General features: G+C 54.7%; 21 protein-coding genes. 12 read left to right on the forward strand and 9 right to left on the reverse strand.

What is annotated here, in order from left to right:
* Positions 1–92: 92 nt before the first annotated feature.
* A complete protein-coding gene (locus tag B2R48_RS15120) occupies positions 93–827 on the reverse strand; it encodes an SIMPL domain-containing protein (protein ID WP_297002043.1) in 735 nt (244 codons plus the stop codon).
* 257 nt (positions 828–1,084) lie between these two features.
* Here B2R48_RS15120 and B2R48_RS15125 point away from each other — a divergent pair, with 257 nt between their 5' ends.
* Positions 1,085–1,762: a D-lyxose/D-mannose family sugar isomerase gene (locus B2R48_RS15125; RefSeq protein WP_297002046.1), complete on the forward strand. Its 678-nt coding sequence runs from the start codon at positions 1,085–1,087 to the stop codon at positions 1,760–1,762.
* A 43-nt stretch (positions 1,763–1,805) separates the two neighbouring features.
* Here B2R48_RS15125 and B2R48_RS15130 read toward each other — a convergent pair whose 3' ends face one another.
* The gene (locus B2R48_RS15130) at positions 1,806–2,765 is read right to left on the reverse strand and encodes a tetratricopeptide repeat protein (RefSeq protein WP_213474258.1); all 960 of its coding nucleotides are present in this window, start codon (positions 2,763–2,765) and stop codon (positions 1,806–1,808) included.
* Positions 2,766–2,973: 208 nt separating this feature from the next.
* On the opposite strand from B2R48_RS15130, the gene B2R48_RS15135 reads away from it, so the two are divergent.
* The 4 genes from B2R48_RS15135 to B2R48_RS15150 all read left to right on the forward strand — a co-directional run bounded on the left by B2R48_RS15135 (position 2,974) and on the right by B2R48_RS15150 (position 6,829).
* Positions 2,974–3,990 (forward strand): GGDEF domain-containing protein, encoded by a 1,017-nt coding sequence (locus B2R48_RS15135; protein WP_213474259.1) that lies wholly within the window; start codon positions 2,974–2,976, stop codon positions 3,988–3,990.
* Between the two features lie 152 nt (positions 3,991–4,142).
* The gene (locus B2R48_RS15140; RefSeq protein WP_297002050.1) at positions 4,143–5,249 is read left to right on the forward strand and encodes a GGDEF domain-containing protein; all 1,107 of its coding nucleotides are present in this window, start codon (positions 4,143–4,145) and stop codon (positions 5,247–5,249) included.
* An 82-nt stretch (positions 5,250–5,331) separates the two neighbouring features.
* The gene (locus B2R48_RS15145) at positions 5,332–6,516 is read left to right on the forward strand and encodes an NAD(P)/FAD-dependent oxidoreductase (RefSeq protein ID WP_297002053.1); all 1,185 of its coding nucleotides are present in this window, start codon (positions 5,332–5,334) and stop codon (positions 6,514–6,516) included.
* Between the two features lie 121 nt (positions 6,517–6,637).
* On the forward strand, positions 6,638–6,829 hold the full coding sequence (locus B2R48_RS15150; RefSeq protein ID WP_213474261.1) for a PLD nuclease N-terminal domain-containing protein: 192 nt from the start codon (positions 6,638–6,640) through the stop codon (positions 6,827–6,829).
* An 86-nt stretch (positions 6,830–6,915) separates the two neighbouring features.
* Here the strand turns inward: B2R48_RS15150 and B2R48_RS15155 are convergent, their stop codons facing one another.
* Together B2R48_RS15155 and B2R48_RS15160 are read right to left on the reverse strand one after the other, a co-directional pair.
* A complete protein-coding gene (locus B2R48_RS15155) occupies positions 6,916–8,682 on the reverse strand; it encodes a TRAP transporter permease (RefSeq protein ID WP_297002058.1) in 1,767 nt (588 codons plus the stop codon).
* Positions 8,683–8,756: 74 nt separating this feature from the next.
* Complete coding sequence (locus B2R48_RS15160; RefSeq protein WP_297002059.1) at positions 8,757–9,713, reverse strand: TAXI family TRAP transporter solute-binding subunit; 957 nt, start codon at positions 9,711–9,713, stop codon at positions 8,757–8,759.
* A gap of 442 nt (positions 9,714–10,155) precedes the next feature.
* On the opposite strand from B2R48_RS15160, the gene B2R48_RS15165 reads away from it, so the two are divergent.
* Both B2R48_RS15165 and B2R48_RS15170 read left to right on the forward strand, forming a co-directional pair.
* Complete coding sequence (locus B2R48_RS15165; RefSeq protein WP_297002061.1) at positions 10,156–11,592, forward strand: MFS transporter; 1,437 nt, start codon at positions 10,156–10,158, stop codon at positions 11,590–11,592.
* Between the two features lie 203 nt (positions 11,593–11,795).
* On the forward strand, positions 11,796–13,988 hold the full coding sequence (locus B2R48_RS15170) for a malate synthase G (protein ID WP_297002064.1): 2,193 nt from the start codon (positions 11,796–11,798) through the stop codon (positions 13,986–13,988).
* Between the two features lie 112 nt (positions 13,989–14,100).
* Here the strand turns inward: B2R48_RS15170 and map are convergent, their stop codons facing one another.
* The 4 genes from map to pcaH all read right to left on the reverse strand — a co-directional run bounded on the left by map (position 14,101) and on the right by pcaH (position 18,108).
* On the reverse strand, positions 14,101–14,850 hold the full coding sequence (map, locus tag B2R48_RS15175; RefSeq protein ID WP_213474266.1) for a type I methionyl aminopeptidase: 750 nt from the start codon (positions 14,848–14,850) through the stop codon (positions 14,101–14,103).
* Positions 14,851–14,898: 48 nt separating this feature from the next.
* Positions 14,899–16,569 carry a GGDEF domain-containing protein gene (locus B2R48_RS15180; RefSeq protein ID WP_297002072.1) on the reverse strand — a complete coding sequence of 557 codons (1,671 nt, stop codon included), beginning with the start codon at positions 16,567–16,569 and terminating at the stop codon, positions 14,899–14,901.
* Positions 16,570–16,761: 192 nt separating this feature from the next.
* Positions 16,762–17,391, reverse strand: coding sequence for a protocatechuate 3,4-dioxygenase subunit alpha (pcaG, locus tag B2R48_RS15185; protein ID WP_297002073.1), 630 nt, complete (start codon positions 17,389–17,391; stop codon positions 16,762–16,764).
* 3 nt (positions 17,392–17,394) lie between these two features.
* Positions 17,395–18,108 carry a protocatechuate 3,4-dioxygenase subunit beta gene (gene pcaH, locus B2R48_RS15190; RefSeq protein ID WP_297002075.1) on the reverse strand — a complete coding sequence of 238 codons (714 nt, stop codon included), beginning with the start codon at positions 18,106–18,108 and terminating at the stop codon, positions 17,395–17,397.
* A gap of 105 nt (positions 18,109–18,213) precedes the next feature.
* Here pcaH and B2R48_RS15195 point away from each other — a divergent pair, with 105 nt between their 5' ends.
* Together B2R48_RS15195 and B2R48_RS15200 are read left to right on the forward strand one after the other, a co-directional pair.
* The gene (locus B2R48_RS15195) at positions 18,214–19,161 is read left to right on the forward strand and encodes a LysR family transcriptional regulator (protein ID WP_062953864.1); all 948 of its coding nucleotides are present in this window, start codon (positions 18,214–18,216) and stop codon (positions 19,159–19,161) included.
* Between the two features lie 23 nt (positions 19,162–19,184).
* Positions 19,185–19,820: a trimeric intracellular cation channel family protein gene (locus B2R48_RS15200; protein WP_062953863.1), complete on the forward strand. Its 636-nt coding sequence runs from the start codon at positions 19,185–19,187 to the stop codon at positions 19,818–19,820.
* A gap of 23 nt (positions 19,821–19,843) precedes the next feature.
* On the opposite strand, the gene phnF is transcribed toward B2R48_RS15200, so the two are convergent.
* Complete coding sequence (phnF, locus tag B2R48_RS15205; RefSeq protein ID WP_062953862.1) at positions 19,844–20,557, reverse strand: phosphonate metabolism transcriptional regulator PhnF; 714 nt, start codon at positions 20,555–20,557, stop codon at positions 19,844–19,846.
* Positions 20,558–20,690: 133 nt separating this feature from the next.
* On the opposite strand from phnF, the gene phnG reads away from it, so the two are divergent.
* From phnG to B2R48_RS15220, 3 genes are read left to right on the forward strand one after another with little or no spacing between them, the layout of a single operon-like run.
* Positions 20,691–21,191 carry a phosphonate C-P lyase system protein PhnG gene (gene phnG, locus B2R48_RS15210; protein ID WP_297002084.1) on the forward strand — a complete coding sequence of 167 codons (501 nt, stop codon included), beginning with the start codon at positions 20,691–20,693 and terminating at the stop codon, positions 21,189–21,191.
* Positions 21,188–21,811 (forward strand): phosphonate C-P lyase system protein PhnH, encoded by a 624-nt coding sequence (gene phnH, locus B2R48_RS15215; RefSeq protein ID WP_297002086.1) that lies wholly within the window; start codon positions 21,188–21,190, stop codon positions 21,809–21,811. The genes phnG and phnH overlap by 4 nt, the downstream gene beginning before the upstream one ends.
* Before the next feature lie 2 nt (positions 21,812–21,813).
* Complete coding sequence (locus B2R48_RS15220) at positions 21,814–22,947, forward strand: carbon-phosphorus lyase complex subunit PhnI (RefSeq protein WP_297002088.1); 1,134 nt, start codon at positions 21,814–21,816, stop codon at positions 22,945–22,947.
* The last annotated feature ends 51 nt before the right edge of the window (positions 22,948–22,998 follow it).

Genomic DNA, 22,998 nt, shown 5'->3' on the forward strand with positions numbered 1-22,998 from the left:
GTCAAAACGCCATAGGGTTTGTTAAACAGGATCAGTTGCGCCATGGCGCGCATAAAACCAGCTTTGGCGAAGCTGTCAACTTAGTTCAGCCCCTATTCGCGGATGAGATATTCCATGGTGGTGACCACCCGCACGGTCTTGTTGATCTGGTTGGCCTCCATCATGTTGGGCGCGCCATCGGCGGCCAGTATCTGAAACAGGCCCTGTGTCGCGCGGCGGATACCGCCCAGTTCACCGCCGGAATCGGTGGCAAATTGCTGGGCTGCTTCGCGGGCATTGGCAGTTGCAGCCGCGATCATTTCCGGCTTGATGTCATTAAGGCCGGTAAACAGATAACTCGGCCCGGGGTTATAGCCCTGCCCGCCCAGAACCACACCACCCTGCAAAAGTTTGCCGATATCCTGTGACGCGGCAACCACTGCATCGACATTATCGGTGCGGACCTGAATGGTCTGATTGACGATATAACGGCTTTCAATCGGCCCGGATCGATAGGACTGGGCAAGCTGATCGGTTACCTGCAGGTTTTGCAGCTCTGTGGCTTCGCGACCAATGCCGTGGCTTGCGAGGAACTCAAACAACGTGTTGGTATCGGCATCAATCTTGGCCTGTGCATTTTGCAGGACATCATCGGTCGCAACATAAGTAATCGGCCAGACGGCCTTGTCGGCCCTCACATCGCGTTCGGCCAAACCCTTGACCGTGACGTAACGGTCAAGCGCGCGCATATTTTCAATGCCGGTCCCGACCAGCCAACCAGATGCCGCCAGCCCGGCGGCAACAACAATTGCCGCAACGACATTTGCAAATCCCGATGATTGCGCCATGGTAAAGTACCCTTTCCGGTTTCAGGCGATAAGCCAGATATAAGTTCGCACGCTGTGACTTTCACTTCATCTGCATTCTATTGATGCGAAAAACGGCGATTGCAGGGCAATTTGTGCGGGCATCCTTGGGCAAAAGCGGCAAAAATCAAAATCATTTGAATGCATTCAAAAACTGTCGCATTCACTATCCGGGCGTGGTAAAACCCGGCTAAATCATTCGCGCCAAGCACCACCCACAATGCCACAAGAGGTCACCCATGCTGCGTTCTGAAATCAATGCCTGTATCGAGCATGCCAAGGAACTTTACGCATCCATCGCCTTCAAACTGCCGGAATGGGCCCATTACAGCCCGGTGCAGTGGGCAGCCGAACCCGATCTGGCAAAATGGTGCCGCGACCATCAGATGGGTTGGGACGTCACCGATTACGGCGAAGGCAATTTCGACAAGCGTGGCCTGATCCTGTTTTGCCTGCGCAATGGTATTCTGCGCCAGCCGGGCGAAGTGCCCTATGCTGAAAAAATCATGATCGTTGGCGAAAATCAGGAATGCCCGTGGCATTACCACAAGGTCAAAATGGAAGACATCATCGTGCGCGGTGGCGGCAACCTTGTGATCGAACTTTGCAACCTGACCGAAGATGGCCAGATGGACCGCGAAAACGACGTCCGTGTCCGCACCGATGGCAAACTCAATATCCTGCCAGCCGGTGGCAAGGTTGTTCTGGAGCCGGGTCAAAGCGTGACCCTGCCGCGCACCCTTGTGCATCGCTTCTATGGTGAAGAGGGCAAGGGTCCGGTGATCGTTGGTGAAGTTTCGCAGGTCAATGACGATCTGACCGACAACTATTTCTTCGATTGCGATGCACGCTTTACCGAAATCGAAGAAGATGTCGCGCCGATCCATCCGCTGTGGAACGAACTGCCAAGCAGCTAAGCAAAGCAATCACTTCGCATCGCGGGTTTGAACCGTGCCGGCGTTACTCTGCCGGTGGCAAGTCTTCCTTGCTGCCAAGGATTTCGGTGAATTCCGGCATATCGCGCAGGGGTTCGAACTCTTCCTCGTTCCAGGCCGGTTGGCGCATGGAATCAGAAAGTTCGACCGCACGGCTGAGATCCGCCAGTGCTGCCTCTTTGAAACCAAGACCGGCATTGGCACAGGCCCGTTGGTAATGGCCATTGGCGCTTTCGGGTTCCTCTGCCAGCAATCGGTTGCAAAGACTTAACGCCCAGTCCCGGTCCCCAAGCTGCAACGCCGCATCGGCCTTGTAAGCCATGACTTCCGGGTCGCCCGGAGCCAGTTCAAGAATCTTGTCATAAGTTTCAATCTTTGCGCGCGGGTTACTAAGCTGGTTGGCTTGTAGCCATAGGGCATGAATGGTTTGGGTTCGCTCGATCTCGTGCTGGTGATCATTGATCAGCTTGGACTTCAGCAGAAGTTCGTTTTCAAGTGACGTCAAGCGTCCTTCGAATTCCTGTGACAGACGTTGCAGTTCCGTATTGGCCAGATTGCGCACACTTGATTTCAACTCACGCAGGGACTGCCACCCCAGCATGGTCAAAAGCGCACCGACCGCCGCCACGAAATAGAAGAAATAAGTCACGGTGTTTGAAGAATAGGAAATCGCCTTGTCGATGGCCTCCAGCTGACGATTGACCACCTCACGCAGCAATTCGGCACGCATGCCTTGCATTTCAGTGCGGAGATTTTTCAATTCATCAAGAACATAACGTTCCATCAAGGGCGGCATGTTGGAGCGTTCTTCAGCAGATAGCGGGCGGTAATCGATTGCCGGGTTATTGGTCGTGCTATCCGTGACCTGACCATTGACCGATGTCTGCTCGGACGAATCGCTGCTTTGCGCGACTGCGGCGCCACCATACAGGACAAACCCCAACACCACTGTCAGCGCAGCAACCAAAGCCAGATGTTTCCGCATATTGTCTTCCCGCTTTTTCTTGTCCGATTTCAGACAGTTTCCTCGTTATTGAAACTATCGAACATGCTTGAACAAACCAATAAAATTACAACCTGCGCACTCTGTACGCGCATATGGCAAGACTGATATAACGCAGGTGCAAAATACGCGTTCAAGACTTAAAGAAGTGCCTACGTCCCTACGATTATGCTCCTTCAGGTTTCCCGGAATGCCGCAGCAAGAACAATACCGTCAGCGTTCATATGCGCTGTCGCGTCAAGCACTGGAATTGATCCATGAGTTGGGCTTAAGCGCAAACCCGATCAATTTCGCTGTATTCTTTGCCTATTTCGAAAAATCGAACGACGATCTTGTTGCGCTGATTGATATTTTGCGTACGAACAAGCGCGTGCTGGACGATCTGAAATGCCATGAACTGTATCTGCGGTTTATCGAGCCGGACCGGATCGAGCTTCTGCGCGAGACTGTCACAAGCGATGTGCACCAACAGGTATCCGATCTTGTGAATCGTCTGTGTGCGGGCAAAGAACAGATCAGCACCGCCGATTTGCGTCAAGCAACCAGCGACCTGTTGAGCATTGGCAAACCGTCAACCACACAACACGGCAAGACGGCAGGCAACAATGCAGAGCAGCCCCCGGCCGAAGTTACACAGTTGCTCCTTGATCTTGAGGAAATGAAGCGCGAAGCCCACACCGACGGGCTGACAGGCATCGCCAACCGCAAGGCCTTTGATGAAAGCCTGCGCGATGCTGCGATGGCAACAATGGAAGGTGGTGAATGCCTCAGCATCCTTTTGATTGATATTGATCACTTCAAACGGATCAACGACAGGCATGGGCATCAGGCAGGCGACCAGGTCATCCGAACCTTGGCCAAGTCACTGCAAGAGAACGTCAAGGGACGTGACACCACGGCCCGTTATGGTGGCGAAGAATTTGCCGTGATCCTTCCGGCCACGACCATGACGGACGCCATGCGTGTTGCCGAAAATATTCGCGCATCCATTGAATCCCTGCATCTTAAAAGCGTTAACCGCAACGAGGACCTTGGCCAAATCACCGCATCGATTGGTGTCGCGACCTATCAGCTTGGCGAACCCCTGACCCGCGTCATCGAACGCGCTGACCAGGCATTGTATCTTGCCAAAGAAAGCGGTCGAAACTGCGTCATGAACCAGAACGACCTGCAAGACGAGCCGGTCAAGCGAGCAGCAAACGCCTGAGCAAAATGACGCCTGGCCGAACCAATTTGTCGTTATGCGTTAAAATCAACGAATTCCCGACCGACTGCTGATCCATATCAAAACTTTCCCGGATCCGCTTGCATAGGATATCGCCGCAACTTTCAGCGACGTAATTCTATTGCCGGAATTCGATGACTGCTTACGGTCTTAATCACAAAAGAGCACAACAACATACCGACGCCGCACTCAAGCTGATGGCGGAACTCGGCGTGATTTCGCAACCGAACAACTTCCAGACATTCTATGCCTATGTTGCAAAGACCAATACCGACCTGTGCCGCACCATAGATATTCTGCGCAGCAACCATCGCGAGTTCGATGAGGCCCAGTGCGAAGAACTTCATGTCCGGTTCTTTAGCGATCAGCGCGAACGCGAAATCATCGAACGCATTTCAAATGACCTGCGTGAACAGTTGGGTAACATCCTTAACACCGTTCACAAGGTCGGCATCGATACGCGGAAATATAACAAGGCACTTGATCATTTTTGTTCATATGTCGGGGACAAGGACCGCGATCTCGGCAATCTTGAACAAGCGTTGCACACGTTGCTGGGCGCCACGCGCGAAATGGAAGGTGTCAACCGTACTCTCGAAAGCAGATTGACCAACAGTTCTTCGGAAATCACCCGTCTGCGCGAGGATATGGAAAACCTCAAACGCGAAGCCCTGACCGATGGCTTGACCGGCATTGCCAATCGCAAGGCATTCGACATGCAATTGCGCGACGCCATGATGAACGCCATGGAAGACGGAAAACCGCTTAGCCTGGTGTTGCTTGATATCGATCACTTCAAGAAATTCAATGACACCTACGGCCATCTGATTGGCGATCAGGTCATCCGCCTGATGGCAGAATCCCTTAAACGCAATGTCAAAGGCCAGGACACGGCAGCACGCTATGGCGGCGAGGAATTTGCCATCATTCTGCCGAACACCCAGCTTGGCAATGCCGTCATGTTTGGAGATCAGCTGCGCCGTTACATTGAAAGCCACAAGGTCGTCAGCAAAAGTGGCAACACCACCATCGGCAAGGTTACGGCATCGTTCGGTGTGGCAGAATTTCGTCCCGGAGAACCTGTGGCAAAGCTGATCGAACGCGCGGACAAGGCCCTTTATCTTGCCAAAGAAAACGGTCGAAATCTGGTGGTTGGCGAACAGCAGCTGGAAGGCAACGACGTTGTGTCAGGAACGCAAGGACTGGACAGTCGCGACGCGCAGGCCATTCCGGCCCAGTAGCTATTTGCGCCGCTGGCACTGACAACAGCAAGATTTCCACGTATAAGCAGGCCCTAAACTCATATGAATGGATCTGACGGGCTTGAAAAAGATTGATGTTCTTGTCATCGGGGCGGGTGCGGCCGGCCTGATGTGTGCGATTGAAGCAGGAAAACGCGGGCGATCCGTTGTGGTGGTTGATCATTCTGCCAAACCGGCGCAGAAAATCCGCATTTCCGGCGGTGGACGCTGTAACTTCACCAATATCCATACCAGCCCGGAAAACTTTATCTCCGAGAACAAGCGTTTCTGTGTGTCAGCCTTAAAGCGCTATACGCAGCATGACTTTCTTGATCTGGTAAATCGCCACAACATCAGTTGGCATGAAAAAACCTTGGGCCAGCTTTTTTGTGATGAGTCGTCGTTTCAGATCATCGACATGTTGCTTGATGAATGCGATACCGCCGATGTGACGATCAAGCTTAACACCGAGATCTCCAATATCATCAAGCGCGAGGATGGCGGCTTTGACGTCACCACACGCACTGGTGCGCAATGGACCTGTGAATCCCTTGTGGTCGCATGTGGCGGCCTGTCGATTCCCAAAATCGGCGCAACCGGCTTTGGATATCAGATTGCGCGACAGTTTGGCATCAATGTCATTCCAACCCGCGCAGCCCTTGTCCCGTTTGTGTTTGATCCGGACCTGCGTGCGCGCACAGGCGAGCTTTCAGGCATCTCGGTCGATGCAATCGTGCAATGCAACAAGAAGCAATTCCGCGAAGGTTTGTTGTTTACCCATCGGGGTCTTTCCGGGCCATCGATCTTGCAAATTTCGTCTTACTGGAACGAAGGTGATGCCATTACGGTGAACCTGAACCCGGAAGAAGACGCTTTTGAAATATTGAAAACCGCCAAGGGCGAAAATCCGAAACAGGCGGTACATACGGTTCTGTCACGCATCCTGCCCAACCGCCTTGCCCAGATGATCGCCGCAACCCACGGCCTTGATCGCCCGATTGGCGAAACCGGCGACAAGGCACTGCGCAAACTTGCCATGGATGTCAATCAGTGGGCCCTGACACCAAGCGGGACAGAGGGATACCGCACCGCCGAGGTCACAATCGGCGGGGTTGATACCAACGCCCTGTCGTCAAAAACTATGGAAACCCGCGACGTGCCCGGTCTTTATTTCATCGGTGAAGTGGTGGACGTCACCGGCCACCTTGGTGGATTCAATTTCCAATGGGCGTGGTCATCGGGCTGGTCGGCCGGACAGGTGGTTTAGAACAACTTTTACCCACTTGCGTCTGTAACCCGGTTTATGGCGCCGGGAACAACAGCGACATCCAACCGTTTAAGTTGTAAGCGCGGTGCGAATACCGCTGCAACGAATGTGAGGTTGGAACATGTTTGAATATGGTGGGATTATTGGACTTCTTGTCCTTATTGCCGACATCTGGGCCATCGTGAATATCATGGGCAGTGGTGCCAGCACCGGTTCAAAAGTCCTTTGGACTGTACTTGTTGTTATTCTACCAGTGCTTGGCCTTATTATCTGGTTCTTTGCCGGACCGCGCAGTGGCCGCGCGACCGCTTAAGGCCAGACGCCCCTTACCGAATGACAAAAAGGCCGACAGGGAACTGTCGGCCTTTTTTATGCGTCTCAATCCCGACTAGATCCTGGCTAAATCCCGGCGGCAAAAATCACCGCCGCACCAACACCGATCATCGCGATCCGCATCCAGAAAGGCCGTGGGGCAATCAGGCCAAAGGAAATGGCCGTCAGACCAACGGCGACCTTCAACCCGGCAAGTACCGCCCAAAGCGGGTCATTTCCAAGATCAATAAGGGTGCTGTTCGCGATCATGGCCAAGGGCACAATATAAAGCCCAATGCCAAGCGCCATGGCAGATCCGGCGACCTTAAGCCAGTTTTCCTCAACCATGCCGGCGGCAATGAACACAGCCCCGCAAACCGGCGGTGTGATCGTCGACAGCAGAGCAAACCAGAAAACAAACAAATGTGCCTGAAGCGGCTCCAGTCCCAGTTCAATCAAGGCCGGGCCTGCAACCGAAACACAAATGACATAGGCCGCTGTGGTCGGCACTTCCATGCCAAGGATCAGACAAGCCAAGGCAGTCAACAAAAGGGCCGGCCACAACATGCCGCCTGATCCGGAAATCAGAAGCGAGGTAATCTTGACGCCAAGCCCGGTCAGCCCAAGAACGCCGATCACAATCGACGCACAAAGGATGATCGAACCAATCATCGCAACCTGACGCCCGGCATTCAGGCACACATTGGTGAAACGTTCCTTGCTGCGCGCAAGATCAACCGTCAGATCGGCATCAAGCAACAACAACACCGCCCCGGCCAAAAGTGCCAGACAGGCGGCATATTGCGGCGTGTAGCCACCGCCAAACATCCCCCAGAGCAATATGGTAAATGGCACAAGGAAGAAGCCTGATGTGATCAGGACTGCACGCATGTTTGGTCGGTCTTCCTTTGGCACACCGGGCAAGTCAAAGCGCAAGGCAAAGGCATTGATGCCAACCCAGACGGCCAGGAAATAAAGAACCGCCGGCAAAATCGCCGCAACCATAATCTCGGCATAGGGCTTGCCGGTGAGTTCCACCATGACGAAGGCCCCTGCCCCCATCAAAGGCGGCATGATCTGACCGCCGCTGGATGCCACGGCCTCAACCGCCGCGGCAAGGCGCTTGGGATAGCCAAGCTTGGTCATTGCGGGCAGGGTGATCGCCCCGGTCGAGGCGACATTGGCAGATGCCGAACCCGATATAGATCCAAACAATGCAGATGATACGACCGAAACTTTTGCCGCACCGCCCTTGAGCCGACCGGCAGCCGCACCGGCAACATTCATAAAGCCCTGACCGGCTTCACCGCCATTCAGAACAGCGCCAAAAATCACAAAGATCGCAACAATATTGACCGAGACACCGGTCAGGCTCCCCCACAGGCCGCCCTCGGCAATCGTCAGCGTGCCCAGCATGCTTTCAACTGGCAGGCCTGCATGGCCGAACTCGCCGGGGATGTGTTGACCAAACAAAGCATAAAGCAAGGCAATCGCCGCTACCGTCGGCAAGGGCCAGCCAATGGCGCGCCGTGCCATTTCAAGCACGATCACAAGCAAGGACCCGGCAAGAAGAATCTGACTATTGCCAATCAAGAAGCCGTATTGATCCCCAAGGGTCTGATGGTTTGCGACGATCCAGCCGCAACCAATCAACCCAATGATGGTCAGAATAATACCCGAGATTTTCTGGGCGCGGGTTTTGGCGACAAAGATCAGCGCCCAGGGCAGGGCCAGCGCCATATGAACCGGCCGACTGACCAGATTGGGAACCAATCCTGAGAAAATCAGCCACAGGTGAAAAGCAATCGAAACGGCGCCAAGGGCGATCCAGAAGGGGCGAGTGGAGGCTGACATATCGTAAATGGCTTGCTTGACAAGAAATGGCCCGGCAAAACTGCCGGGCCCTGAATGTTTGATGCAATCAGCGGTTAGCGCTGATCATCACGAACGGCAAAGCCGACTTCGTCATAATAACGCAGCGCACCCGGATGCATTTTGCCATTGATGTTGGCCAGCATTTCCGGGGTCACACCATTCCACCAGGATGAACTTTCACCCATTTTTGCCTTCTGCTGCCAGAAGGTTTTGGTGAGTTCATAGGCGGTATCGGCATCCATCTGCGTGGTGGAGAATGCCACGACCGACAGCGAAGCCGTGGTGATGTCGCTATCCTGACCGTTATAGGTGCCAGCCGGGATCACCGTTTTGTCACGCTTGGTTTCTGCAAGCTGATCATCGGAAAGCGAAAGCACATTCACATCTGTTCCAGCCGCGGCTTCGATCACGTTCGGGGCGGGCCAGGAACCCGCAGTGACAAAGCCATCGATCTGACCGTTCTTAAGGGCAGATACAGCGTTCGACAGTTCGGCGTCTGCCAGATCAACCTTACCTTCAAGACCAAACAGCTTGAGGTATTTTTCCCCTTCGCGCGCGCCAAAGGACCCCTTGCCCAGCAAAACGGTTTTGCCTTCAAGGTCGGCAAAGCTGGTCGCACCCGAATCAGCACGCATAACGAAATGCATGGTCAGGGACGGAATCGGGAACAGGGCACGGACTTCGTCAAACTTTTCGGTCGGACGTCCTTCGAACGGACCTTTGCCCTTTTGGGCCAGACCAACAAGGCCGGGCGGGGAGGTAAAGACATAATTGCCCGACCGCACCATGGCTTCCATGACGTTCTGAACCGAACCCTGGCTTTCCTCGACCGTGACGATGATGTCACCATTCGTGCCGGTTTTCATTGCTTCGGCGAACTGGGCGGCCATCTGATAGTAGGATGAAGCTGCCTTGGCCGATTTAAGGGTAACGCGGGTTTCGGCCTGCGCGGCATTTGCCACGGACAGGGCCATCATACCGGCGGCAATCACGCCGAGCGTACGCATCATTTTCAAGGTTTCCTCCCCTTGTATGGTGGGTTCATCGTCGGGCTTTGTTGCCGATTATTGCCAATGAACCAAAAGTCTGGTGGCGAAGCGCAAAAACCAACCCCGTTTCGCAAGGATTTTGACAAATTGCGCCTGATTTCGGTCCATAGAAAGCATCAATCCCCCCAAGGTCAAGCAGCTTGTGCGATTTTCACAAATCAAAAGGGATTTCAGCCCGGAACTATGGTCCTTTAACACATGGCAGTTGCGCAAAACCGGCATTGTGCGCCTGCATCAAGCTGGCTTAAAGGAAGCGGACAAATTTGACGGGAACTTCTTGTCCGTCGCCGAGTTAAGACTAAATTGCACTGTTACCCTTATCTGCCAATAGGTTGTAAGGATTGACAGGTTTCGCCCCCTTGCCGCAGGGTGCCCGCCCTAACGACGTTTAAACGAGGAAGCCATGCCGCGTTCGCCGGTCGCCCTGATCATTGCATTGTCTGCAACACTGTTTGCCGCCTTTGCCCTGAACAGTGGTTCATCCCTGCAATCATCCTTGCTGGCACTGCGTGCCTCTGCCGAGGGGTTTGCACCGGTCTATACCGGTATCATCATGGCATCGTACTATATCGGATTTGTCGCCGGGATTGTCTGGGGCGCAAGCCTTGTGAACCGTGTTGGCCATATCCGTACGTTTGCAGCACTGGCATCAACCGGCTCGGCCATCACCCTGTTGCACGCGGTGTTTGTCGACCCGATCACCTGGTCGCTGTTTCGTGCGATGACGGGGCTTTGCCTGTCGGGGCTGTATCTGGTTGTTGAAAGCTGGCTGAACGCACAGGCTGATAACACGTCGCGCGGCAGCACCATTGCCATTTACATGACTGTATCGCTTGGCGGGCTGGCAATTGGTCAGCTGTTGCTGAATGGCGCACCGGTCAGCAGCTTTGAGCTGTTTACGGTTGCCTCTGTCTTGCTGTCCCTGTCGCTCGTACCGCTTGCCCTTACCCGTCAGCCCCCGCCCTCTGCGGTCAGTGGGGACCGCATGACATTCCGCCGCCTTTACAAGATTTCGCCGCTTGGCTTTGTTGCGGCATCGGGCGCGGGAGTGCTTTCCGGCGCAGTCTACGGCGTTGGGCCGGTCTTTGCGGCCGACCTTGGGCTTGCGACAAATGATGTCGCCTATTTCATGTTCTTTGTCATTCTGGGCGGCATGATCATGCAGTTCCCGATTGGTAAGCTTTCAGACAGCGTACCGCGCCAGTATGTCATGATCGCCGTTCTCGTCGGATTGGCACTTTGTGGTGTTTTCCCGCTGATCGCACCGGACCTTGTGCGTGACAACCTGTCTGTCTGGGGCGGGATCACGGGTGTGTTCATCATGCCGGTTTATGGCCTGGCTGTGGCCTATGTGAATGACTATTTGGAACCCGAGGACATTGTGCCGGCGTCCGGCGGTCTGTTGATTATTTATGGCGGATCGGCGGCCAGTGGCCCGCTTCTGGGATCAAGTGCCATCGGGTATTTCGGCCCGTGGGCATTGCCGGTTCTGTTTTCCATTATCGGCGTTTCCGTTGCCAGCTTTGCGATGTATCGCGCAGGCTTTGGTCGCCGTATCTCGATCGAGGAACAAGGTCAGTTCGTTGCGGTTCCACGTACAACGCCCATGGCATTCGAGCTTTCCCCGATCACCGATGAAATCATCACCACCGACGACGATGATGACGGAACCGACACTGCGCAGGATGAAGAGGCACACCCTTTTGATCCGCATGACGTGGAAGACACGCTGACGCCGGATGGAACCGCCCATCCTGACGATATCGGGCAGGTCGCCGCAGCAGACAGCGATGACGGTGATACTGGTCAACCGGGCACCAATACCGAAAAGAAAACCTGATCTGCATCCGCCCGGCACCCACCGGGCGAGCTTCCATAATGCGGAAAACATCCCACAAATTTGAAACAGGCTGTGGACCCACCCCGGTTTCACCCCATATGTTGTGAACCAACGATAGGCGGGTGGGTTTTGCAACGCATGCTTTGATTATCGGCAAAGCACCTTGATAGCCCGCAACAGTTCCAAGTCTGGTGAGAGAAAACATGACCCAACGCATCCAAGAAGGTGGTCTTCAGATTGCAAAAGTTCTGCACGATCTGGTGGCCAATGAAGTCATTCCGGGAACAGGGATCAGTTCTGATCAATTCTGGGCATCATTTGAAAAGCTCGTCACCGAACTTGGACCCCGCAACAAGGCGCTGCTGGCAAAGCGCGACGAATTGCAGGCCAAAATCGATGAATGGCATCTTTCCCGTCAGGATCAGGCGCGCGATCCGGCAGCGTATAAGGAATTCCTGACCGAGATCGGCTATCTTCTGCCCGAGGGTGATGATTTCTATGTCTCGACCACCCATGTCGACCCGGAAATCGGCCGGGTTGCTGGCCCGCAGCTTGTCGTGCCGGTCATGAATGCGCGCTATGCCCTTAACGCTGCCAATGCGCGCTGGGGCAGCCTTTATGATGCGCTGTATGGCACGGACGTCATCGACGAAGAAGATGGCAAGGAAAAGACCAAGGCATTTAACCCGAAACGCGGTGCCGCGGTTGTTGCCTATGCAGCCGAATTCCTTGATGAAGCCGCCCCGCTTGCGAGCGGCAAACATGCCGATGCCACCAAATACGAAGTTCGCGAAGACGGGTCTGGCTGGTGGACGCTGGTTGTGACCCTGGCAGATGGCAGCGAAACGGCACTTGAATTGCCGTCGCAGTTCATCGGCTACAACGAAAAGGGCGGTGTTCTTACCGATATTCTGCTGCGCCGTCATAGCCTGCATATCGAAATCCATATTGATCCGACCCACCCGATCGGCAAGGAACATGCCGCAGGCGTGTGCGACGTGATCATGGAATCGGCTGTCAGCACTATTCAGGATTGCGAAGATTCAATCGCCGCCGTCGATGCAGAGGACAAGACTCTTGCCTATCGCAACTGGCTTGGCCTGATGAAAGGCACGCTTGAAGAAAAGTTCGAAAAGGGCGGCAAGACGATCACACGTCGTCTCAACCCGGACCGCACCTATCATGGTGTCGATGGACATGAAGTCGTCCTGCCCGGCCGCAGTCTGATGTTGATCCGCAATGTCGGTCATCTGATGACGACTGATGCGGTTCTTGATGCCAACGGCAACGAAGTCCCGGAAGGTTTCCTTGATGCCATGGTCACCAGTCTGATCGCCAAGCACGACGTGATCGGCAATAACGAACTTTCGAATTCGCGCCATGGCAGCATCTATATCGTAAAACCAAAGATGCATGGCCCCGAAGAGGTCGAGCTGACCAACGATCTGTTTGGCTTTGTCGAACAGGCGATTGATCTGCCCGAGCACACCATTAAGGTCGGCATTATGGACGAGGAACGCCGCACAACGGTGAACCTCAAGGAATGCATCCGCGCGGCAAAAGATCGCGTGGTCTTCATCAATACCGGCTTCCTTGATCGTACTGGTGACGAAATCCATACCAGCATGGAAGCAGGCCCGATGGTCCGCAAGGAAGCGATGAAAGACCAGTACTGGATCGCGGCCTATGAAAACTGGAACGTCGATATCGGTCTTGAATGCGGCATGAAGGGCGTTGCCCAAATCGGTAAGGGCATGTGGGCCAAACCGGATCGCATGGCCGAAATGATGGAAGCCAAGATCGGCCATCCCAAGGCCGGTGCAAAATGTGCCTGGGTCCCATCGCCAACCGCGGCAACCCTGCATGCCATCCACTATCATCAGGTTGATGTCCGCGCCGTTCAGGACGAAATTGGCAAACGCGAACGTGCAAGCCTTGACGACATCCTGTCGATCCCGCGTCTGGGCGACATCAAACCGATGCCAAGCGAAATCCAGGAAGAGCTTGATAACAATGCCCAGGGCATTCTGGGCTATGTCGTGCGCTGGATTGACAGCGGCATTGGCTGTTCCAAGGTGCCTGACATCAATGATGTCGGCCTGATGGAAGACCGCGCAACGCTGCGTATTTCAAGCCAGCATATCGCCAACTGGCTCCATCATGGCCTGTGCACCGAAGAGCAGGTAATGGAAACCATGAAGCGCATGGCCGCCGTCGTCGACAAACAGAATGCCGATGACCCGACCTATCGCAACATGGCCCCGGACTTTGATGACAGCGTCGCATTTGCCGCGGCCTGTGATCTGGTCTTCAAGGGCCGCGAACAGCCGAACGGTTACACCGAACCTGTTCTGCATGCGCGCCGCCGCGAAGCCAAGGCAAAATACGGTTCGTGATCGCGATATCACGCACCTGAGCCAAGCTAAAACAAAAGCCGCCCGAGTATGTCGGGCGGCTTTTATGTTGCACAAAATGCTGCAGCATAAAGCGCAGCATTTCTGGGCGACATCAGTCGCCCAACGTCATGATCTCATAGCCCTTGTCGGTGACAACAAGGGTGTGTTCATATTGCACCGTCGCATCACCGGTATCGGCATACAGTGTCCAGCCATCCTCGCTATCGAGCGCCCATTTTGCCCCGCGCGACAGGAACGGTTCAATGGTAATGACCTGCCCTTTCTTAAGCGCCCGGCGTTCCTTGGGGTCATCCCAGGTCGGGATGGTATGGGGATGTTCATGCAGCGACTTGCCAATACCGTGGCTGGCAAGGTTGCGGATCAGGGTATAACCACCCTTGCGGGCGAACGTTTCGATTTTAAGGCCAATCTCGCGGATCGGGGCCTTGTCGCGCACGACCTTGATACCTGCCCACATGGCTTTCTTGCCATCTTCGCACAGTTTGGCGATTTCGGGTCTTGCTGTGCCGCAAATAAAGCTGGCACCGGTGTCAGAAAAATACCCGTCAAGCGACGCAGACACGTCGATATTGACCAAGTCGCCATCGGCCAGAACCTGATCGCCGGGAATGCCGTGAGCTACGGCTTCATTGACGCTGATACAGGTCGCACCGGGGAACTTATATTCGCTTTCAGGGGCTGAAACTGCGCCTGCATCTTCAAGAATCTTACGGCCGATCTGATCAAGCTCGGCCGTGGTGATACCGGGAACGGCAGCTGCCCCCATCACATCGCGTGCACGGGCGCAAATGCGCCCGATCTTGCGCAGATGTTCGAGTTCTTTTTCTGATGAAACTGTCATGAAATGCTTATTGCGATGGACCAGACCAAAGTCAAGAAAACCCGCGCCTCATGCCAGTGACGACCTGCCGCCGGGCTGCACATCATCATCAGAGACAAGCACATAACAGTTCTTGCCGCGTGCCTTTGCAGCATAAAGGGCGTCATCAGCCTTATCGAGAAGGACTTCGATGGTTTTGCCATGCACCGGACAAAGGGCAATGCCGATGCTCATATGAATGGAAACGCGATTGCCGCCAGTAATGAAGGGCATCTGGATGTCATTCAAAATCCGCTCGGCCAGCATTGCGGCTTCGCTCTCGCCATTGTTTCCGACATGACACACCACCACCATCTCGTCACCGCCCAGACGCACGACCAGATCACCACCGCGCACACAGCGACGCAACCGTTTTGCGACCTCGCACAGGACATCATCCCCGGCCGCATGACCGAACTCGTCATTGATCGGTTTAAAGTCATCAAGATCAAGCATCATGACCGCAAGTTGGGTCTTGTGGCGGTCGGCATGGGCAAGTGCATGTTCGAAATAGACATCAAGCGCCAAACGGTTGCCAAGTCCGGTCAGGTTATCGTGATGGGCAATGTGTTCCATCTGGCCAAGGGCTGCGTCCTTTTCCGTCAGCTTGGCAAGCAACGCGTTCAGACTGTTTGACAGGATCTTGATTTCTCTTGCGCCATCAATATCGGGAAGGCGTTCGATCTCACCACGTTTCATGGCCTCAATCGAATGCGCCATCCTGCCGATCGGCCCGACAAAGAAACCAGCCCCCCACCATGCAATCATGCTGGAGATGATACTTAACGCCAAACCCCATGCCATAATGTCACGGCGCAGGTCATACACCGGGTCCAGTGCTTCTTCGACAGGCTGGCGCACCAGAATTGACCAGTTCAGGCCAGCGTAATCAAGGTGACCGTCGGCCGGGGCATAACCCGTCAGATACTCTTCACCATCCGGCCAGGTACTGATCTTCCATCCAATATTGTTTCGCTGCGCCTGCTGCAGTGCATCAAGTTCAAGCGATGATCCGACCAGCGTTCCATCCGCCCCCAAAAGGACTGTGCCATCGGCTGATATGACGAATATATCGACATCGTGATGGATCCCCTGCCCGGCAAAAAGGGTTCTGCGGACATTATCGGCCCATTCCCAACTCAGATGAGTGGCAAGCACACCCGTGAACTGATCGTTGTTGTTAAATAGCGGAACAGCGATATCGACAAACTGGATCGGTTCCCCTTTGTAGCGCGGGAACTTTTCAGCCAGCAATTTCGCGTCGTGAACATCACCGATGAACTGTCCGTTCTTGCCAAACTGAAAAACAGGGCGCTGCGCAATATTGGCGCCGAGCAACAAGTCATTCGTCGAAGCAACGATCGTGCCTTCACGATCAAGCACACCGATCCAGGTAAAGATCGGGATTTCGTGGCTAAGGCGATTGACGATACTGGAAATCTGTTCGGTATCTTTGAGTTCCCGCAGAACAGAGAGCGTGCTTAGAACCGAAACCTCGCCACGGTGGGTCCACATGATACGGTCAAGCTCATCAGCCATCTGACGGGCAATATCAGAAACCCCCAACCCAATCTGCTTTTGCAGATCAGCACCGGATCGCTTTCCGACGACAAAGCTCATCAGCACAGTCAGCCCGACCAGCAGAAGCGCTGTGGCCAGCGCTACTTGCACGCGGATTCCGACCTGTAACAACTTGTTCAAGGCTGATCCTCTCACTCTCAATACTGGGGTCTTTTTTTGTTTTTGAAACCCTCAGCAGCGGTTGTTTTACCACACCGCCTTTATGATCGTGAATATAAGAATCAAGACACGTCTTTTTAAGTAGTTGATCCAACAAAAAACGCGGCAACCGCAAAGGCAGCTGCCGCATTCCCAGTACAGTTTTGCGTGTGGCTAAATGTCAAAAAACACGGTTTCGCCATCGCCCTGCAACACAATGTCAAACCGGTAAACCGGTATCGGTCCGGTATCATCACGATTGGCGATCAGCGTCTTTCGACGGGGTTGCTGTTCTATCAGATTCAGAACCGGATCTATGGCGTTTGCATCTTGTTCGTCAGAAAAATACATCCGGGTATTCAGCCCGATATTGATCCCGCGAGCCACGATCCAGAAGTTGATGTGGGGCGCCATATCCATACCATTGCGGCCCGAGACCCGACCTGGCTTGATGGTTTCAAAGCGATAAAGCGCCGTATCGAAATCCGTTCCCGTCCGGCCCCAGCCGCGGAAACCCTCATCGACCTTGCCTGATTTCTGACGATCAAGTTCGTGGTTATAGCGCCCGTCCGCATTGGCCTGCCATATTTCAAGCAGTGCATCACGAAGTGGCGTTCCCGTGCCATCAATCACCCTGCCTTCGATAATGATCCTCTCCCCGCGGGTGTTTTCATCGGCCAGAATGTTTGTGAAGTTGGTTTCAAAGATGTCAAATCCAGCCTGCTTTGGAATAAGCCCGATATGCACATATGGGCCCGCCGTCTGGGAAGCTGTTTCTTTGAGATAATCAAGGTCCTGTACCATGGATCAGTTTCCTTCCAGACGGTTTTCAAACAGGGTCGAACGACGGCCGCGCAGCACGATGTCGAACTTGTAGGCAATGGTGTCGAGCGGCACGGAGCCCTTCAGATCAATCGGCGCTATCAGGCGGTTAATCGCATCTTCGTCCGGGATGACATGCACAATCGGGCATTCCTTGATCAGCGGATCGCCTTCGAAATACATCTGGGTGATCAGACGCTGGGCGAAACCGGACCCGAATACCGAGAAATGGATGTGTGCCGGACGCCAGCTATTGACGTAATTGCGCCACGGATACGGGCCCGGCTTGATGGTGCGAAAGAAGTAATATCCGTTTTCATCGGTGAGTGCCCGACCGCAGCCGCCAAAGTTCGGATCAATTGGTGCAAGGTAGGTATCTTTTTTGTGGCGATAGCGCCCACCGGCATTGGCCTGCCAGAATTCGACCAGCGTGTTGGGGACCGGACGGTTGTTTTCATCGAGAACCCGACCATGAACGATGATGCGTTCGCCAATCGGATCTCCATCCTTGGCATAGTTGCGGATCAGGTCGTTATCAAGCGGCCCCAGTTCGTGCTGACCGAAGACCGGACCCGTGATTTCAGACAGGGATCCCTGAAGGGACAAAAGTGACTGGCGCGGTGACCGCGCGACCGATGTCTTGTAAATCGGGGTGTAGCCTGCTGGCTGCAGCGTTCTGTCACGCTGATAAAATTCCATGATGTTTCCTCCGCAGATGGATGCGCCGGACAGTTCAGTGTCCGCGTTAAGGCCATCCTGCGCGGCCAATTGCATAAAATAAATGCATCATTTATCATCTTATTCATGAGCAATTTTGATCATTTGGAACTGGACGGCCATGCGCTGCGTCTGTTTCTGGCCGTTCTTGAAGAGGGGTCGGTCACGGCTGCGGCCGAACGGCTTGGCGTGACGCAATCTGCGGTCAGCCATAACCTGACCAAATTACGCCGGATCATGCGCGATCCGCTTTTCACCAAATCCGGGCGCGGGATCGTGGCCACGGCGCACGCACAAAACCTGGCCGAGCAAGCGCGGTTTCTGCTTGATCAGATGCAAGCGTTTGCCAGCGGTGCAGATTTTGAGCCCGATGGCGCATCCATGAGCCTGACAATTGCTGCCAACGATCTGCAGCGTGATCTTTTGCTGCCGACCCTGTTTCGCAATCTGGAAGGTGCGCTTGCCAGTATCCGGATGACGGTGGTGCCATCACTTCTGCCCGGACCCGCCCTGCTGCGCGAAAATCACTGTGACCTTCTGATTTCGCCGCGTCCGCCCGAAGGCGTCGATATTGTGCAAAAGCGCCTGCTGACCGATCATTACATGGTGTTTTATGATCCGGACATGCGCGACGCGCCGCAAAGCGGTGATGACTATCTTGACGCACGTCATGTCACGGTGCGCTATGGCAACAACCGCACGCTTGAATTTGATGATATGCTTGAAAAACAGGGCATTGAACGCAACATCGTTTTGCGGGTGCCAAACTTTACGGCCATTGCCGAATTCCTGCGCGGAAGCAAAATGATCGCAACCTTGCCCAGTCTTCTGCAAAAGCATGCCCTGCGCGATTTTGCCCGCGCCCCGATGCCGGTGACAGAGCTTAAAGAAGGCACGCTTGATTTACCGATTTTCATGTGTTGGCACCAACGCTATCAGCATGACCCATCACATCGCTGGTTACGCGATCAACTTGAAGATGTCGCCGCAACCCGGCTGCGAATGCCAACCAAAGAACCTGTTTCACAACCTTAGGGGCGAGCCCCGCAAAGGACGTCATGACGATTACCGAGATCATCTATTGGCTTGAACTGGCAGGGGTTGCTGTTTTTGCAATCACCGGCGCACTTGAGGCATCCCGTCGTCAGATGGACATGGTGGGGTTCATCCTGATCGCGACCTTTACCGGTATTGGCGGCGGCACAGTGCGCGATGTCATTACCGGGGAAACACCGGTGTTCTGGATCCGTGACACCACCTGGCTTGTGACCTGTGTCGGGGCAGCCGTGATCACGTATTTCACCGCCCATCTGGTCGAGCGACGCTATGTCGCCTTGCTGTGGCTGGATGCGCTGGGGCTGGCGATGTTCGGGGTTACCGGGGCTGCCATTGGCCTTAACCTGGGTGTATCGCCCCTGGTCGCGGTCATTCTGGGCATGATCACCGCCACCTTCGGCGGCATGGTACGTGACGTGGTGTGTAATGAAATCCCGCTTATCCTGCGCCCAGAGATCTATATCACCTGCGCCCTGGTCGGGGCGGCTATTTATGTTGTCGGCACTGCGATCCTTGAATTGCCGCGCGGGCCAATTGCCGTCATTGGCTTTTTTGCAGCCTTCGTGATGCGGGCAAGTGCGATCAAGTTCGGACTGCGTTTCCCGGTCTACAAAACCCGTCCGGGACGTGAATACTAGAAGACCATTAATCTGTCGACGACCTACTCGACGATCAGTTGAACCCGGTCGCTTGAAAAGGCGGTGACACCGTATTCAATCGGCACGCCAGCAGAATCGACGTCGACACTTTCGGTCGAAATCACCGGTCGGTTGCGCGCCTGCTTAAGCAGGTTTGCAACCCGCGATGAGGGCAGGGTCGCGGAAATGCGGGTGGTCTTGCGGCTGTAATCATCAATCCCGAAGCGTTTAAAGGCCTCGGTCAGTGACTTGGTCTCGACAAATATCTCGACAATCCCGTCAAACCTTGCAGCTGGCAGATAACTTGTCGCCACCGCAAGTGGCACACCGTCGGCCTCTGAAACAGAGAACAGCTCAATCACCCGCGTGCCCGGTTTGACATCCAGAAACTGTGCGACTGTCGCAGTGGCCTTGAGAACTTCTGACGAAACAAGGCGTTTGTCGGGCAAGCGATGGCGACCCGATACAATCTGCGAAAAGCGGGTTTTTGAGCCCAGCGGATAATCAAGGATCTGTTCCTGAACAAATGCGCCGCGCCCCTGTTCGACACGGACCACATTGGAATCGACCAATGCGGCCATGGCCCGGCGCACCGTATGACGATTGACGCCAAAACGCCGGACCAGTTCCATCTCGGTCGGCATCTTGTCGCCGGGTGCAAAGACACCATCCGAGATGTCAGCCAGAAGCTGCTTTTCTATTTGCTTCCAGATGGATAGCCCCGGTTCCCAATCCATTGCATTTCCCGTTCATAAAACTTTCACCGCAAGACCTTTGCCAAAGGTGCTGGATCGTCTTATAACGTCAATAGGTATAGACGTCTAGACAAATTTTAGATTTGTCGACATAAGATAAAAAGGGATCAGTTTGATGACGGCGCACCCCGCCCAGAATGCCCGGACCGATCAGAACCGGAACGCAGACACCCACACCGATCCGCAAATCGCTGCGCGGCAGAAATGGATGGCGGTTCTGGCGCGCACATCGCGCGCCCGGCTTGAAACCCAGTGGTCGGAAAATCACAGCAGCGAAAGCTGGACCCACCTGCGCGAACCGCAAATTGGCATGGTGATGGTACGCGGCCGTGCCGGTGGCGCCGGGCAGCGTTTCAACCTTGGTGAAATGACCGTGACACGCTGTGCGGTGACGCTGACTGATGGCACTGTCGGGCATTCCTACGTCAAGGGACGTGATCGTATTCAGGCACAATATGCCGCCCTGTTTGATGCGGTCATGCTGCGCGACGGATCGGCAAGCGACTTTATCGATACGCTAGCTGCCGAACAGGCCGCTGCCAAACGCGATCATGCCCGCAAGGTTGCCGCCACCAAAGTTGATTTCTTCACCCTTGTCCGCGGAGAAGACGAATGACGCCCCAACCCCAATCAACCACCGCCCAGACAAGTGACTTGCTGCCCGGTTTTGATCATGCGGCCTTTGACTCAAACGCTGTTTTTCGCGCCCTGCTTGATGCCATGTCGCGTCCGGGTCGCATTTATGATTTGCCGGTCGCCGTATCCGCCCCCGATGGCCTGAACAAAGCCGCCACTGCAACGCTTCTTGCCATGGCCGATATGGATACGACCATCTGGCTATCGCCAAGTTGCGCGACCAAGGCCGCCGGCGATCATTTGAAATTCCATTGCGGCTGCCCTCTCAGCACGGATGTCAAACAGGCCGATTTTGCGATTGCGCGCATTTCCGATGATCTGTCCTTCGTCACAGACCTTGCCGTTGGAAATGCGGAATATCCGGATCAATCGGCAACCCTGATCCTGATGGTCGATGAGATTTCAGATCGCCCGTCCATGACCCTTAAGGGCCCGGGCATCAAGGATACGCATAGCCTTGCGATCAAGGGGCTCCCCGAAAGCTTCCACGCATGGCGGGCAGAGAACCATCACCTGTTTCCGTGCGGCGTTGATGTGATTTTCGCAAGCGAAGCCCAGATCGCCGCCCTGTCACGCACCACCCGGATCGAGGTCAATTAATCATGTATGTTGCAGTAAAAGGTGGTGAACGCGCCATCAACAATGCGCACAAGCTTCTGGCCGAGCAGCGCCGGGGCGATACGGACATTGCCGAAATCGAAACTGATCAGATCGAACAGCAACTGTCACTGTCCGTCACCCGCGTCATGGCCGAAGGGTCGCTTTATGATCGCGATCTGGCCGCCCTTGCCATCAAGCAGGCCCGTGGCGACCTGATCGAGGCGATCTTTTTGATGCGGGCCTATCGCACGACGCTGCCGCGTTTTGCCTTTTCCAAACCGATCAAAACCGCCGAGATGGATGTTTCACGTCGCATTTCGGCAACCTTCAAGGACTTGCCCGGCGGACAGATCCTGGGCCCGACCTTTGATTACACGCACCGTCTACTGGATTTTACCCTGATGGCCAATGGTGAAGCACCGACCGAGGCACCAAGTGGTGAAAATCCGATTGATGAGAACATGCCGCGCGTTCTCGATGACATCCTGAACTATGAAGGTCTTATTCAGGATGAACCGGTTCCGGTCGATGAAGATGCCCCGGTCGCCGATCTGACCCGCGAGCCGGTCAAATTCCCTGCTGGTCGTGATCTGCGTTTGCAGAACCTGTCGCGCGGGGATGAGGGATTTGTTCTGGCACTCGGCTATTCCACCCAGCGCGGTTATGCCAACAGCCACGCCTTTGTCGGTGAAATCCGCTATGGCACCGTTTCGGTCGAGATCGAGCCCGAGGAGCTTGGCTTTGCAATTGATATCGGTGACATCGAACTGACCGAGTGCGAGACGGTCAACAAATTCAAGGGATCAAAAACCAAGCTGCCGCAATTCACCCGTGGCTATGGTCTTGTGTTTGGTCAGAACGAACGCAAGGCCATTTCGATGGCGCTGGTGGATCGTGCCATGCGCGCCAATGAAATGGGCGAACAGATCATGGGCCCGGCACAGGACAGCGAGTTCGTGATGGAACATAGCGATAATGTCCAGTCCACCGGCTTTGTCGAACATATCAAGCTGCCACACTATGTCGATTTCCAGGGCGAACTTGAACTGGTGCGCCGTATGCGCGCCGAGGTCGAAGAACGTCTGGCGAAAGCCGAAGCTGAAAATGGCACATCCCAACCCGAGGCCGCGGAGTAATCCCATGGAACAGACTGTCAAAAATCCGGCCGACGGGGCACCGGACTATAA

This window comes from Thalassospira sp. UBA848, assembly GCF_002295455.1.
Taxonomy (GTDB): Bacteria; Pseudomonadota; Alphaproteobacteria; order Rhodospirillales; family Thalassospiraceae; genus Thalassospira.

Bases quoted from the DNA above. Each gene is read 5' to 3' on its own strand.
- B2R48_RS15155 (WP_297002058.1), bottom strand. From the start codon at position 8,682: ATGTCAGCCTCCACTCGCCCCTTCTGGATCGCCCTTGGCGCCGTTTCG.
- map (WP_213474266.1), bottom strand. From the start codon at position 14,850: ATGACAGTTTCATCAGAAAAAGAACTCGAACATCTGCGCAAGATCGGG.
- B2R48_RS15150 (WP_213474261.1), top strand. From the start codon at position 6,638: ATGTTTGAATATGGTGGGATTATTGGACTTCTTGTCCTTATTGCCGAC.
- B2R48_RS15195 (WP_062953864.1), top strand. From the start codon at position 18,214: ATGAGCAATTTTGATCATTTGGAACTGGACGGCCATGCGCTGCGTCTG.
- phnG (WP_297002084.1), top strand. From the start codon at position 20,691: ATGACGGCGCACCCCGCCCAGAATGCCCGGACCGATCAGAACCGGAAC.
- pcaH (WP_297002075.1), bottom strand. From the start codon at position 18,108: ATGGAATTTTATCAGCGTGACAGAACGCTGCAGCCAGCAGGCTACACC.
- B2R48_RS15120 (WP_297002043.1), bottom strand. From the start codon at position 827: ATGGCGCAATCATCGGGATTTGCAAATGTCGTTGCGGCAATTGTTGTT.
- B2R48_RS15170 (WP_297002064.1), top strand. From the start codon at position 11,796: ATGACCCAACGCATCCAAGAAGGTGGTCTTCAGATTGCAAAAGTTCTG.
- B2R48_RS15125 (WP_297002046.1), top strand. From the start codon at position 1,085: ATGCTGCGTTCTGAAATCAATGCCTGTATCGAGCATGCCAAGGAACTT.
- B2R48_RS15165 (WP_297002061.1), top strand. From the start codon at position 10,156: ATGCCGCGTTCGCCGGTCGCCCTGATCATTGCATTGTCTGCAACACTG.
- B2R48_RS15135 (WP_213474259.1), top strand. From the start codon at position 2,974: ATGCCGCAGCAAGAACAATACCGTCAGCGTTCATATGCGCTGTCGCGT.
- B2R48_RS15220 (WP_297002088.1), top strand. From the start codon at position 21,814: ATGTATGTTGCAGTAAAAGGTGGTGAACGCGCCATCAACAATGCGCAC.
- B2R48_RS15200 (WP_062953863.1), top strand. From the start codon at position 19,185: ATGACGATTACCGAGATCATCTATTGGCTTGAACTGGCAGGGGTTGCT.
- phnH (WP_297002086.1), top strand. From the start codon at position 21,188: ATGACGCCCCAACCCCAATCAACCACCGCCCAGACAAGTGACTTGCTG.
- B2R48_RS15130 (WP_213474258.1), bottom strand. From the start codon at position 2,765: ATGCGGAAACATCTGGCTTTGGTTGCTGCGCTGACAGTGGTGTTGGGG.
- B2R48_RS15160 (WP_297002059.1), bottom strand. From the start codon at position 9,713: ATGATGCGTACGCTCGGCGTGATTGCCGCCGGTATGATGGCCCTGTCC.
- B2R48_RS15140 (WP_297002050.1), top strand. From the start codon at position 4,143: ATGACTGCTTACGGTCTTAATCACAAAAGAGCACAACAACATACCGAC.
- pcaG (WP_297002073.1), bottom strand. From the start codon at position 17,391: ATGGTACAGGACCTTGATTATCTCAAAGAAACAGCTTCCCAGACGGCG.
- phnF (WP_062953862.1), bottom strand. From the start codon at position 20,557: ATGGATTGGGAACCGGGGCTATCCATCTGGAAGCAAATAGAAAAGCAG.